Source organism: Komagataeibacter europaeus LMG 18890 (assembly GCF_000285295.1).
Classification (GTDB): domain Bacteria; phylum Pseudomonadota; class Alphaproteobacteria; order Acetobacterales; family Acetobacteraceae; genus Komagataeibacter; species Komagataeibacter europaeus.
The window spans coordinates 1-12,426 of the sequence record NZ_CADP01000017.1; the positions used below are offsets into that span (position 1 = coordinate 1).

General features: G+C 62.5%; 11 protein-coding genes and 1 pseudogene. 6 read left to right on the plus strand and 6 right to left on the minus strand.

Features of this window, described 5'->3' with window-relative positions; all coding sequences use genetic code 11:
* The 3 genes from GEU01_RS07680 to GEU01_RS07690 form a co-directional block, all read right to left on the minus strand.
* Positions 1 to 903: IS630 family transposase (locus GEU01_RS07680; protein WP_019085604.1), on the minus strand; the 903-nt coding region annotated here is incomplete at its 3' end.
* A gap of 106 nt (positions 904 to 1,009) precedes the next feature.
* The gene (locus tag GEU01_RS07685) at positions 1,010 to 1,951 is read right to left on the minus strand and encodes an SDR family oxidoreductase (protein ID WP_019085605.1); all 942 of its coding nucleotides are present in this window, start codon (positions 1,949 to 1,951) and stop codon (positions 1,010 to 1,012) included.
* A complete protein-coding gene (locus GEU01_RS07690; protein ID WP_019085606.1) occupies positions 1,948 to 2,715 on the minus strand; it encodes a DedA family protein in 768 nt (255 codons plus the stop codon). The genes GEU01_RS07685 and GEU01_RS07690 overlap by 4 nt, the downstream gene beginning before the upstream one ends.
* Here GEU01_RS07690 and GEU01_RS07695 point away from each other — a divergent pair.
* Entirely contained in the window at positions 2,714 to 4,711 is a 1,998-nt protein-coding gene (locus GEU01_RS07695; protein ID WP_019085607.1) for a S9 family peptidase, read from the plus strand. The two genes, GEU01_RS07690 and GEU01_RS07695, sit on opposite strands and share 2 nt — an antisense overlap.
* A gap of 177 nt (positions 4,712 to 4,888) precedes the next feature.
* Here GEU01_RS07695 and GEU01_RS22470 read toward each other — a convergent pair.
* From GEU01_RS22470 to GEU01_RS07710, 3 genes and pseudogenes are all read right to left on the minus strand, one after another.
* Positions 4,889 to 6,357: pseudogene (locus GEU01_RS22470) on the minus strand (sugar porter family MFS transporter).
* A 65-nt stretch (positions 6,358 to 6,422) separates the two neighbouring features.
* A complete protein-coding gene (locus tag GEU01_RS07705; protein ID WP_026018581.1) occupies positions 6,423 to 7,853 on the minus strand; it encodes a protein adenylyltransferase SelO family protein in 1,431 nt (476 codons plus the stop codon).
* A gap of 28 nt (positions 7,854 to 7,881) precedes the next feature.
* Positions 7,882 to 8,940, minus strand: a complete 1,059-nt coding sequence (locus GEU01_RS07710) for an enoyl-CoA hydratase/isomerase family protein (RefSeq protein ID WP_019085610.1) — start codon at positions 8,938 to 8,940, stop codon at positions 7,882 to 7,884.
* A 121-nt stretch (positions 8,941 to 9,061) separates the two neighbouring features.
* Between GEU01_RS07710 and GEU01_RS07715 the strand changes: the two genes are divergently transcribed.
* The 5 genes from GEU01_RS07715 to GEU01_RS07735 all read left to right on the plus strand — a co-directional run bounded on the left by GEU01_RS07715 (position 9,062) and on the right by GEU01_RS07735 (position 12,402).
* Positions 9,062 to 9,556 carry a flavin reductase gene (locus tag GEU01_RS07715; RefSeq protein ID WP_019085611.1) on the plus strand — a complete coding sequence of 165 codons (495 nt, stop codon included), beginning with the start codon at positions 9,062 to 9,064 and terminating at the stop codon, positions 9,554 to 9,556.
* A gap of 84 nt (positions 9,557 to 9,640) precedes the next feature.
* On the plus strand, positions 9,641 to 9,781 hold the full coding sequence (locus GEU01_RS07720) for a hypothetical protein (protein WP_231289899.1): 141 nt from the start codon (positions 9,641 to 9,643) through the stop codon (positions 9,779 to 9,781).
* Positions 9,782 to 9,844: 63 nt separating this feature from the next.
* Positions 9,845 to 10,342 (plus strand): transcriptional repressor, encoded by a 498-nt coding sequence (locus GEU01_RS07725; protein ID WP_019085612.1) that lies wholly within the window; start codon positions 9,845 to 9,847, stop codon positions 10,340 to 10,342.
* A gap of 79 nt (positions 10,343 to 10,421) precedes the next feature.
* Positions 10,422 to 10,943 (plus strand): hypothetical protein, encoded by a 522-nt coding sequence (locus tag GEU01_RS07730; protein WP_019085613.1) that lies wholly within the window; start codon positions 10,422 to 10,424, stop codon positions 10,941 to 10,943.
* A gap of 43 nt (positions 10,944 to 10,986) precedes the next feature.
* Entirely contained in the window at positions 10,987 to 12,402 is a 1,416-nt protein-coding gene (locus tag GEU01_RS07735) for a sugar porter family MFS transporter (protein ID WP_010508590.1), read from the plus strand.
* Positions 12,403 to 12,426: the final 24 nt, after the last annotated feature.

Here is a 12,426-nt window from a genome sequence, read left to right on the forward strand (position 1 = left end):
GACGAGAGCGAAAAACCGCTCCACCTGATTGATCCATGAGGCCCCGGTCGGCGTAAAATGAACGTGCCAGCGCGGGCGCCTGGCCAACCAGTCACGGATCAGCTTCGTCTTGTGGGTGGCATAGTTATCCATCACCAGATGGATATCGAGGTCAGTCGGCACATTGGTTTCGATCTGGTCAAGGAATTTGCGGAATTCCGTGGATCGGTGCTTCGGATAACACTTTCCAATGATGGTGCCGGTGGCAATGTCGAGAGCTGCGAACAGTGAGGTCGTACCGTGGCGGGTATAGTCATGTGTCCGCCGCTCGACCTGGCCGGGCCGCATCGGGAGCATGGGCTGGCTGCGATCCAGCGCCTGGATCTGGCTCTTCTCATCCACGCACAGTACCAGCGCACGCTCCGGCGGTGCCATATACAGACCAACGATGTCGCGGACCTTCTCCACGAAGAGGGGGTCGTTCGACAGTTTGAAGGTCTCTGTTCGATGCGGCTGTAACCCGAACGCTTTCCAGATGCGATGGATCGTTGACGGTGCATATCCCACGGCCTGTGCCATCGAGCGCAGCGACCAATGCGTAGCACCGCGCGGGGTTTCTTCCAGTGTCCGGCGGATCGTCTCCGCGATTTCCCCGTCGCCGATCGAGCGTGGTGTCCCCGGCCGGGGTTCATCGTAAAGCCCGTCCAGACGGTCCGTCGCAAAACGCCGGCGCCACTTGCCAACCGTGTTGATGTCCGCGCCCATCAGGTCACGGATCGCCTTGTTCTCATGCCCATCGGCTGCGGCAAGGACAATACGGGCTCGCCGCGCAAGCGCCTGGCCCGTCTTGCGCGCCCTTGCCAGAGATTCCAGTTCCTGACGCTCCAATGCCGTCAGTTCAATCGCAACCGCTACACGTCCCATTCGATTACCCCTGCCATCAGGATAATCATATAAACTTCTCGATCAGGACACTAGGAACGCCGCCTTTTTGGAAAAGGCGGCGCCCGAAAACTTTTATTATTTCCATCTATGACAGCGATGTGCCGGTCAGCCGTTCCGCCACCTGCCACAGCCGCCGTGCGATGGTCAGGTCACGCGCGGCGGGGGGAATGAAGGCTTCGGCCACATGACCCCGCCGTTCGCCCCGGCCGCCGGGTCCGTAATAGCCGCCATCACGGGCTTCCGGCGCCATGGCGGCGAATTCGATGGGCAGCGCACCATGGGCGGCGGACTGTCCCATCAGGCGGAAGGCCCAGATCGCGCCAAAACGGGTCAGGCGTTCCTGCAGGCCCTGCTTTGTATTCAGGCGGCTGGCCGCGATGTCGGTCATGGCCCAGCCGGGATGGGCTGCGATGGAATGCAGCGGCCAGCCATGCGTGCGGGCCTGCCGGTCCAGTTCCAGCGCCAGGATCAGGTCCGCCAGCTTGCTTTGCCTGTAGGCGCGGAACGGGGCATAGCGGCGACGGCCCTGCAGGTCGTCAAATATGATCTGGCCCGTCAGCGCGGCAAGGCTGGCTACCGTGACCACGCGCCCGCCCTGCGGGGCGGCGCACAGCAGGGGACGCAGGCGCGCCGTCAGGGCGAAGGGGCCAAGGAAATTGGTGCCGAACTGCAGTTCGAACCCGTCGCGGGTTTCCAGGCGACGCGGCGTGCCCATGACACCGGCATTGTTGACCAGAATGTCTAGCCTGTCGGTTTCCGCCGCCAGTTCACGGGCAAATGTCGCGATTGAATCAAGGCTTGCCACATCCAGCAGCCGGAAGGTGGCATCCGCCCCCGGCGCATCGTGCTGTAGCCGGGTCAGGGCGGCCAGTCCCTTGTCGGGGTTGCGCCCCGCAAGCATGACCCGCGCCCCGCGTGAAGCCAGGCCCAGCGCCGTCTGGTAGCCAAGGCCACCGGTCGCCCCGGTGACAAGGGCAAGGTGGCCATCCATGCGGGGGGCCTGTTTGATGGTCCAGTGTCTGGTCATGTGTCCGCCTGTTCTCTGGATTGGTACATTTCCTTCCGGGCTTCGGCTTCCACCTGTGCCGTCAGGCGTGCTTCGTGCCGCCGCAGGAAAATAATGGCGCATACCATCATGATTCCGCCCCCGGTTGCGACTGCAATTCCCACGGGCCCGGAAATGCGCATGATCCTGTGGCCCAGGTAATAGGCGGCATAGGCGTATCCACCAGCCCATAATATGCCGCCGATCGCATTATATATCAGAAACCGGGACCACGGCATGCGGCTTGCCCCCGCCAGCAGGGCCACGAATACGCGCAGGATGGCAATGAACCGTCCCGCGCAGACAATGATCCCCCCATACCGCCGGAACAGGAAACGCCCGGTCTGGAGGCGTCGTGGCGTAAGCCCCACCTTTGCCCCATGGCGTTCCAGCAGCGGATAACCAAGCCCGCGCCCGATCAGGTAGCCAAGATTGTCACCCGTGATGGCACCGATGATGGCGGCTGTCGCCACCCATGCAATATCCAGCCGGTGGGTGGTGGCGCAGTAGATCGCGGCCGAAATGACAAGGGTTTCAGCCGGAAGGGGAATGCCCATGCTTTCCAGCATGACAATAACGCCAATCACGCCATAGCCGTAATGCTGGAAAAGATGTTCAAGATGCTGAAGCAGCGGACTACCTGTCACAAATGAAAAGAGTATGTAGGTTACGGACGACAGAACGTAAAACGCGGTGTGTGCAATTCCGATACCATTGGCACGCACAAATGGCAGGAGCAAGAACATGACCCAGTCCGGCACCAGCGGCACGACGGATACCGGAACACGCCCCTATGGCACATGGCCCTCACCCGTCAGTGCGGCGCTTGTGGCGGGAAAGACGGTTGCCCTGTCGGATGTGCGGGTGGATGGGCGTGACATCTACTGGATCGAGGGACGTCCGGCCGAGGGCGGGCGCCGTGTGCTGGTCCGTGCCCGCGCGGGACAGGTGGCCGACGTGACCCCTGCCCCGTTTGATGTCGGCACGCGGGTGCATGAATATGGCGGCGGGGCCTATGCCGTATGCCAGGGGATCATTGCGTTCAGCAACCGCCGCGACGGCAGCCTGTGGCTGGTGGAAGGGGGGCAGTCGCGCTGCCTTTCGACCGGGGCGGGGCTGTGGTATGCCGACCTGACATTCAGCCCCGACGGCCGTTTCCTGTTCTGCGTGCGTGAAGACCACCGCGCGCAAGACGAGGAACCTGCCGCCGCCATCGTGGTGCTGGACTGCACCGCAACGGTGGACCCGGCCTTCAACGGTGGCACGCCGCTGGTCATGGGACCGGATTTCCTGTCATCTCCCCGTCCCTCGCCCGATGGACGGTATCTGGCGTGGATCGAATGGGACCATCCGGCCATGCCATGGGATGCCACCCGCCTGCGTGTCGCCACCCTGCTGCAGGAAGGTGATGACCCACCGCGCCTTGCCGCCCCGTGGAGTGCCGCGGGCGACGATGGGCAGGCGGAATCGGTCATTGAACCGTGCTGGGACACGGCGGGACGGCTTCTGGCGCTGTCCGATCGCAGCGGGTGGTGGAATCTCTACCGGTTCGATACGACGTCCTCCTCTCCCGTGGCGCTGGCCCCCATGGAAGCTGAAATCGGTCAGCCGCACTGGGTGTTCGGGCTGCGCAGTTACGTGCCGCTGCACGATGGCAGCATCCTTGCCATGGTCATCAACGACGGTGATACCCGCATGGTTTCCATCCGTGACGGGGTGGTGATGCCGCTCGACCTTGGTCATCCCTCCGGCTGTCCGGTCCCGGTGGAAGGGGACGGGTTCGCATGGCTGGATGCGCCGCCCGATAACGCGGCCGCCGTGGTCCGCGGCCAGCCGGGACAGGTGCCGCAGGTCCTGCGCCGGGCGACGGAACTGCCGCTGTCGACGGATGATATCGCCCGCCCTGCCCCGATCCATTTCCCCCTGCCCGATGGTGAGGGCACGGGACATGCCTTTTTCTATGCGCCCGCCAATGCCCGTTATCACGGGCCGGAGGGGGAAAAGCCGCCGCTGGTCGTTGTCGCCCATGGCGGGCCTACGGGCCGGGCCAATCCGGCCTTTTCATTCAAGGTGCAATGGTGGACCAGCCGGGGCTTTGCCGTGGTTGATGTCAATTATGGCGGTTCAACCGGGTTTGGCCGCGCCTACCGGCAGCGGCTGGAACGGCAGTGGGGCGTGGTGGATGTGGATGACTGCATCGCCGCATGTCATTACCTTGCCACGACCGGGCAGGTTGACCCGGCCCGCATTGTCATAAGGGGCAGTAGCGCAGGCGGCCTGACGGTGCTGCTGGCGCTGGCGCGTTCGGATCTGTTCGCGGCGGGCACCAGCCTGTATGGCGTGACCGACCTGCGCGCGCTGGCGCAGGATACGCACAAATTTGAGTCACGTTATCTGGACACGCTGGTTGGTCCCTACCCTGCGGATGAGGCGACCTATCTTGCCCGCTCCCCCATAACCCAGGTGGCTGACATCAGGGTGCCGGTCCTGTTCCTGCAGGGGCTGGATGACCGGGTGGTGCCGCCAGCGCAGGCGGAATCGATGGTCGCGGCGCTGCGTGGGCGCGGGGTGCCGTGTGCGTTGTATGAATTTGAAGGCGAGGGCCACGGCTTCCGGCAGGAAGCCACCATACGCAGGGCATGGGAACTCGAACTGGCGTTCTACCAGCAGGTGCTCAGGCTGCCTGTCTCCCCTGCCCTGCATGTGGATCTGACGGCCCGGCAATCCGCAAAAACTGTTTGAACGGAAAAGAAGTTCTTGGTGAAGCTTTTTTCAAAAAGCTTCAAGGAATGCCGTCTTTTTGGAAAAAAGACCGCACCCAAAAAACCTTTATCACTTCAGACCTGACGCAAAACGGGCGTCCCGATCAGGGGACGCCCGTTTTTTAGTGATGCCGACCGTATGCAGCGGCGTCGGATATTATTCTTCTTCCTCGACAATGGCGGTATTGCCGCGTGTCGGGCGGAAGCGGCCCTCGCGCAGGGCTTCCTCGATATCCTCCAGCGAGGCCCCGCGTGTTTCGGGCACCATGAAATAGACGAACAGGACCGACAGCAGGTTCACCCCGGCATAGAACCACATCGTGCCACCCAGCGTAATCTTGGTGACCAGCGTCAGCGCCGTGCTGGTCACCAGCAGGTCACTGCCCCACAGCATGGCGGAATGCAGGCTGGTGGCGTTGCCGCGCATGGAAAGCGGGAACATCTCCGCCCCCAGCAGCCAGCCCACGACCTGGATGCCACCGGCGTTGAACACCATGAACAGCAGCATGAAGACAATGATCAGCCAGCTACCCATGCTGCCCGGCTGCGGGTGCAGCAGGAACATGATGCCAAGCCCGATCAGGCTGACCACGCTGCCCGGTCCCATGACCAGCACCAGCCTGCGGCGGCCGATGCGGTCGACGATGTTCGACCCCAGCACGGTCATGACCAGGTAGATGATCGAAATGCCAATGCTGGCCATCAACGCGGATGAACTGCCAAACCCCGCATCCGACAGGAAGGTCGGGGCATAGTAGATCATCATTTCCAGACCACCCGCCTGCGTGAAGAAGGCGACGCCAAGGGCGGCCACCAGGGCCGGACGCACCCACGGCTGGCGCAGGCCGCGCCAGCCGATGTCGCGTGGATCGGTTTCCTCGTTCGCATTGGCGTGGATACGGCGCATTTCGCGGCGGATATCGCGTTCGGAAGTGCGGATGCGCTGCAGCTGTTCCAGCGCGGAATCCAGGCTTTCATGTTCCGCCGCCCAGCGCGGGCTTTTGGGCAGGAAGAACATGGAAACGAACACGACCGCGGCGGGAATGGCGGCAATGGCCACCATCGGCCGCCAGCCCCACGCGTCACGCGCGGCAAAACCGATGATGTTGGCGGCAAAGATGCCGATGCCGATGGCGATGTTGAACATCGTGACCATGTGCCCGCGCTTGTGCGCGGGCGCCAGTTCCGAGATGTACATGGGCACCACCTGCGTGGACCCGCCAACCGCCAGCCCCAGGAACACGCGCGATAGGATCAGCGTGTACACATCCGGCGAAAAGGCGCAGGCTAGCGCGCCCAGCACGAAAATGGCCGTGACGATCATGATGGATTTGCGGCGTCCGTAATGTTCGGACATCCACCCGGTCAGCAGCGAACCCATCACGGCGCCCGCCAGAATGGCGGAGGCCACCATTTCCTGGTAGAAGCTGCTGAGGTGGAAATCACGCGTGATCAGCAGCAGCGCGCCCGAGACGATCCCGGTATCGTAACCATAGAGGCGGCCACGATGGCTGCGAGCCATAAGGTCTTGCGCGCGTTGGGGGAAATATCGATCTGGGACATGTCAGGCAACGGTTCCGTTGCCTGTGGCGTGGGATGCTGTGCGGGTGGGGTCTGGTTATTCATGCGGGTGCCTGTTCCTTCCTTCTTCTTATAATTCGTCCGTAACGGCCGGGTTCCCCGGGGCGGCATCAACCGTTCCGGGTGCGGTGGACCTGCAGGGCGGCTTTCATGCTGGCAACCTGACGCATGGCATCATGCAGGCGGCACCAGTCATCTGTTGCCGCGATGGGTTGCCAGATGGCTTCCACCGTCTCGACAGACATCAGGCACGCGGCCCCATTGTGGAAATACGGCTGTGACAGGTCGACGCCCCGTGCCGGTTCATGTTGCATGATCCGGTCGTGCAGGGGACGGAAACTGTCCTGCGTATAAAAGTCTCCACGCGGTCCTGTTATGGCACGTTTCTGGCTCTGTTCGCCACCATACCAGTCAAAAAATGGAAATTCAAATCCAATCTGGCTTTCATCCATGAAAGAAAAAAGACATTCGCGCAGATCGGTGGAGGATTTTCTTGAAATCTCCTTCAGTCCAAGCCGATTAAGCACTGAAATATCAAGAAAACGTTCATATCGTTCCCAGAAGTCATCAAAAATACTTTGGATTTTCTCAAGCGTGGAAAGGGAAAGCAGGCATTCCCCCAGACGGGCCACGTTCCACGTCATCGCCTCGGGCTGGCGGCCATAGGCATACAGGCCGGAATGATCGAAATAGGCGGCGGTGAAGGTCGGGTTGAACGTGGGCACGAACCGCCAGGGGCCGTAATCGAAACTCTCGCCGGTAATATTGATGTTATCGGTGTTGAGCACGCCATGCACGAAGCCCGCGGTCATCCACTGCGCGGTCATTTCGGCAATGCGGGTCGTGGCGGCGTCATACAGGGCGGCGGCAGGATCCGCGGCGCCAGCCAGGTCGGGGTAATAGGTTTCGATCACGTATTCCACCAGCCTGGTCAGGCTTGCACGGTCTTCATTGGCGACAAGGCGCTGGAACGTGCCGATGCGGATGTGGGAATGGCTCAGGCGGGCCAGCACGCATGACCGCGTGGGGGACGGTTCGTCCCCGCGATGCAGGCTTTCACCCGTTTCCACCACGCTCAGCGTGCGGGAGGTACGCACGCCTGCCGCATCCAGCCGTTCACTGGCCAGGATTTCGCGTATGCCCCCCTTCAGCGTCAGGCGGCCATCGCCGCCGCGCGACCACGGCGTGGTGCCGCTGCCCTTGGTGCCAATGTCCAGCACGCGGCCGTCCACGCTGTCCTCAAGCTGCGCGAACAGGAAGCCCCGCCCATCGCCAAGGTCGGGGTTGTACGACCGGAACTGATGCCCGTGATAGCGCAGGGCCAGTGGCTGCGGCAGTGATCCGGGCAGGGGGTCGAAATATCCGAAATGGCGTAACCATTCGGCATCGGTCAGCGTGTCCAGACCGATGCGGGGCGACACGTCATCATTACGGTAGCGCAGGATATGGGCGGGGAAGGTGGCGGCCTGCACCACGTCATAGAATTCATCTCCCAGCCGGCTGTGGTGGGTCAGGGGTGTGTAATGGTCGGAAAATGGCATTTGCATATACTTTACGTGTGATAATGAATTATTGCCGATCCGGACTGGCGGTTACCAGACCCAGGGGCTGACAGGCATGGCCATGCAGGCAGGCCGCAATATCATGCGGGCGAACGGCATCGACGCGGTCGGGTATCCAGTGCGGGGCATTATCCTTGTCAATCAGGCGGGCGCGTACGCCCTCGGTAAAATCCGGGCGTTGCAGCAGGTGGCAGACCAGCTGGAATTCCTGCTCCAGCACATGGTCCAGATCCGGCAGGTCGCGGGCGGCATGCCAGGCGGCCAGGGTGAGGCATAGTGAAAACGGGCACGCCCGTCCCATGGCCGTCAGGTCATCGCGCGCCCATGCGGCCGGATGGGCCTGCAGTCTGCGCAGCAGCTCGGGCATGTCCGGTGCATTGTATACAGGGGCAATGGCCGCCGTATCCGGCCCTTTGTCCATGGGGGGGCACGGTGGCAGGCTGTCCATTACCTGTCCTGCGGGCAGGTGGGTCAGGGCATGCCTTATGGCGTCCAGCGTGCCGGAAGGGGCCATCCGGTCGGCAAAGCCCGCGTCGATGGCCTGTGTCGCGTTCATCCGTCCCCCCGTCAGCGCAAGGCGCAGGCCGCTCAGCCCCGGCGCGCGCGACAGCAGGTAGGACCCGCCTGCATCCGGCGTCAGGGCAATGGCGGTTTCCGGCATGGCCAGGATGGCGCGTTCGGTCACGATCCTGTAGCGGACATGCCCGCCCAGCCCGATACCGCCCCCCATGGCGATGCCATCCATGAACGAGACCACCGGCTTGGGATATCCTGCCAGCACGGAGGCAAGGCGGTAGCTGCGCCGGAATGGCATGGCCCCCTCTTCCAGCCCCCCTGTTTCCAGCCGGTCGCGGATGGCGCGGATATCGCCCCCCGCGCAGAAGGCGCGCGGGCTTGCGCTGTCGATCAGCACGGTTTCGATCGCGGGGTCATCGCGCCATGCGTGCAGGCAGGTATCAAGGCATGCCAGCATGTCCATGTTCAGCGCATTGAGTGCTGTCGGCCGGTTGAGCGTGATGCGTCCCAGCCGGCCGGTATGGTTAATATGGATCAGTCCGGTGTCCATGGTGCTTCCCTGTGCTGTTTGCTGTGTTCAACCGGTACAGAATGCGCTACCCCCGCTATCGTCCGGCGTCACGGCTGCGTGCGGACCACAGGCATGCAACAGCTACTGAGGCATAAGCACCATGGGGATTGACGCCCTCACCTTTCGCAACGCCATGGCGCGGCTTGGCGCGGCGGTAAACGTTGTCACGACCGGAACACTTGATGATCCGGCTGGTTTTACGGCATCCGCCGTCTGTTCGGTCACCGATACGCCACCAACTGTGCTGGTCTGCCTGAACCGCAATTCACGGGTGCGCGAGCGTTTTCGTGTCGATGCGGCCATGTGCATCAATGTGCTTGCCGCCGACCAGCAGGACATATCCGGCGTGTTCGCAAGCCCGCTGGAACAGGCGGAACGCTTCCGTTCCGGCCACTGGGACACACTGACCACCGGCGCGCCGGTGCTGGATGAGGCCGTGCTGTCATTGGACTGCCGGATCGAACGCATTGTGGAAGTCGGCACCCACAGCGTCATGTTCGGCGCGGTGGAAAGCCTGCGCAACAGCAGTCCGCGTGGCGGGCTGATCTATTTCAACCGTACCTACCACATGCTGCCCCATGATGACGATAAATAGGCCGCTGGTTCCGGGTTAAGGAAAAATCCAGCCTTTTGCGCCATGACGGACCGGATGGACCGACAGGCGCAAGGAGGCAACGGCATGGACGACACACCCGGCAGGGCAGGCATGCGCACGGACGGGGTTCCTGTCTTGACGCTGCGTGGACTGATCTGGATACATGCTGGCCTTGCCCTTTTCGTGGCGCTTATGGCCATGTGGGCGGATCACCTGCCGGACTGACCCTGCCCGGGCTGAGATCGGGCGCGGAGACCATGCCGGTAACCGGACACAGGAGCACCAGAAGTGGCCCGCACGATACAGACGGCCGTAACCGGTCTGCCCGCCGGGGTGGAAACCCTGCTTGATCAGGCGGCGGCTGTATGTCTGGCGCGCGCCGTCAGGCTGACGGAAATCCGCAGGCTGGTGCTGGGGCTGGTTCTGGCGGCGGACCGGCCACTGGGGGCCTATGACCTGCTGGAACAGATCCGTGCGACCCGTGGCAGGCCCGTGGCGCCGCCTACGGTATACCGGGCGCTGGACTTCCTTATGGAACAGGGGCTGATCCACAAGATCGAACGCCTGTCCGCCTTTGCCGGCTGCCGGCACATGCTGGAATCCGGGCATGCCTGTCACGGGCATGTCCATGCCGCGCAGTTCCTGATCTGTGGTAAATGCGGGCGTGTGACGGAACTGGATGATCCCCATATCCTCAAGGCGCTGCTGAAGGTCACGCGGGCGCGTGGTTTTTCAGTCCGCCAGACCACCATAGAGGCGGAGGGCCTGTGCGCCGCATGCGCATGAAGGACCGGATTGACCACAACAGGCCGTAACGGCCCGTCATGGATGGGGCACGGACATGGTGCAACGCCGAAAGGGCCGTATGGCCGAACTGCCCTTTGCCGCCCCCACCCGCAGCCGGAAGCCCGGCAGGGCGCCGCGACGCACGACCGATGCACCGACCGCCCCGTCGGCTACGGACCAGCCCGACCTGTTTGCCGTACCCATGCCCGGCATACGGCATGTGCTGACCTACCTTGATATCGCGGCGATTGGCCTGGCCAGAGTGGATGTCCGCCAGTTACGGGCGGGGGAGGGGGCGGATGCATATCTGTACCATGTAACGACGCAGGCGGATCTGGAAACGATCCAGGCCCGGGGCACCATCGTGTTTTCACCGCGCGCGCCACTGGTGCTGACGGAACGCCCCGGGGTGCCACTATGGCTTGCAAATATGATGGAAGTCATGGAACCGGACGATATGGCAGGGCATATAGCAGAAATTCCGGTCGTTTTTATGGTAAAACGATTTGTAATGGATGAATTGCTGGAACATGATCCTGACCGGACGCGAAAATATGGTGTATCGTTCTTTCTACTGACCGGCCTTAACCGGCAGGAATAATCTGATCACCGGCAACAAAAAAAAGATCAAAGGACCGGCCTTAATGGAAAAACAGCCTGCAGCTAACGGATTTGACACGGCGCGTCTGCGTAATCTCATCATTGGCTGCCTTGCGGCGCTTGCCGGCCTTATGGCCGGGCTGGATATCGGAGTCATATCCGGTGCGCTGGACCTGTTGGCCCAGACATTCCATGCCAGCACGATGCAGCAGGAATGGATTGTCAGCGCCATGATGGGCGGCGCGGCCGTAGGTTCCCTGTGCGGTGGCTGGATGTCACACCAGATCGGGCGCAAGCATGCGCTGCTGGTGGGGGCGGCGGTGTTTGTGGTCGGGTCGCTGGCCTGTGCGCTGGCCTGGTCGATCCCGTCCATGATCGTGGGGCGGCTGATCATGGGGCTGGCGATCGGGGTAGCGGCGTTCACCGCCCCCCTCTACCTGTCCGAAATCGCCAGCGAACAGGCTCGTGGCGCCATGATCTCGACGTATCAGCTCATGATTACGGCGGGGATTTTCATCGCGTTCCTCAGCAACACCATGTTCAGCTATTCCGGTAACTGGCGCGGCATGTTCGCCGTTGCCGCCGTGCCGGGCGTGCTGTTCCTGATCGGTGTGCTGTTCCTGCCCTACAGCCCGCGCTGGCTCATGATGCGTGGCCGACGCAAGGAAGCGCTGGAAGTGCTGGTGGATTTGCGTGACGACCGTAGCGCCGCCATGCAGGAAATCCAGAATATCAGCCGCCAGCTTCAGCAGAAGCAGCGCGGCTGGAGCCTGCTGCGCAACAACCGTAATTTCCGTCGCTCCATCTTCCTGGGCATGACGCTGCAGGTCATGCAGCAGCTCGCGGGTGTGAACGTGGTGATGTACTACGCCCCCAAGATCTTCGCGCTGGCCGGTTACGTCGGCCCCGCGCAGCTGTGGTGCACCGCCATGGTGGGGCTGGTGAACATGCTGGCCACCTTCATCGCCATTGGTCTGGTGGACCGGTGGGGGCGCAAGCCCATCCTGTATACCGGCTTCATCATCATGGCCGTGGGCATGGGCTGCCTTGGTTTCATGCTGAACCGGCCCAACCTGGGGCAGACGGAACAGATCATTTCGGTCTTCATGCTGCTGATCTATATTTCCGGCTTTGCCATGTCCGCCGGTCCCCTGATCTGGGTTCTGTGTTCGGAGGTTCAGCCGCTGCAGGGACGTGACCTTGGTATTTCCATCTCCACGCTGACCAACTGGATCGCCAACATGATCGTGGGGGCGAGCTTCCTGTCGATGCTGCAATGGATGGGTAACGGGCCGACCTTCTGGCTGTTTGCCGTGTTCAACCTGTTTTTCGTGCTGGTGACATGGCGGTTCATCCCGGAAACGCGCGACATGTCGCTGGAAAAGATCGAGCAGCGTCTCATGGCGGGCCTGCCGCTGCGCGAAATCGGGCAGGGCAGGCCGCTGCCTGACAGCAGGTAGGCAGCAGGCCGCATGGCATCCGCA

Coding starts and splice junctions, on each gene's coding strand:
- GEU01_RS07730 (WP_019085613.1), top strand. CDS start 10,422: ATGGCCGAACTGCCCTTTGCCGCCCCCACCCGCAGCCGGAAGCCCGGC.
- GEU01_RS07715 (WP_019085611.1), top strand. CDS start 9,062: ATGGGGATTGACGCCCTCACCTTTCGCAACGCCATGGCGCGGCTTGGC.
- GEU01_RS07690 (WP_019085606.1), bottom strand. CDS start 2,715: ATGTTCTTGCTCCTGCCATTTGTGCGTGCCAATGGTATCGGAATTGCA.
- GEU01_RS07685 (WP_019085605.1), bottom strand. CDS start 1,951: ATGACCAGACACTGGACCATCAAACAGGCCCCCCGCATGGATGGCCAC.
- GEU01_RS07705 (WP_026018581.1), bottom strand. CDS start 7,853: ATGCCATTTTCCGACCATTACACACCCCTGACCCACCACAGCCGGCTG.
- GEU01_RS07710 (WP_019085610.1), bottom strand. CDS start 8,940: ATGGACACCGGACTGATCCATATTAACCATACCGGCCGGCTGGGACGC.
- GEU01_RS07720 (WP_231289899.1), top strand. CDS start 9,641: ATGGACGACACACCCGGCAGGGCAGGCATGCGCACGGACGGGGTTCCT.
- GEU01_RS07695 (WP_019085607.1), top strand. CDS start 2,714: ATGACCCAGTCCGGCACCAGCGGCACGACGGATACCGGAACACGCCCC.
- GEU01_RS07735 (WP_010508590.1), top strand. CDS start 10,987: ATGGAAAAACAGCCTGCAGCTAACGGATTTGACACGGCGCGTCTGCGT.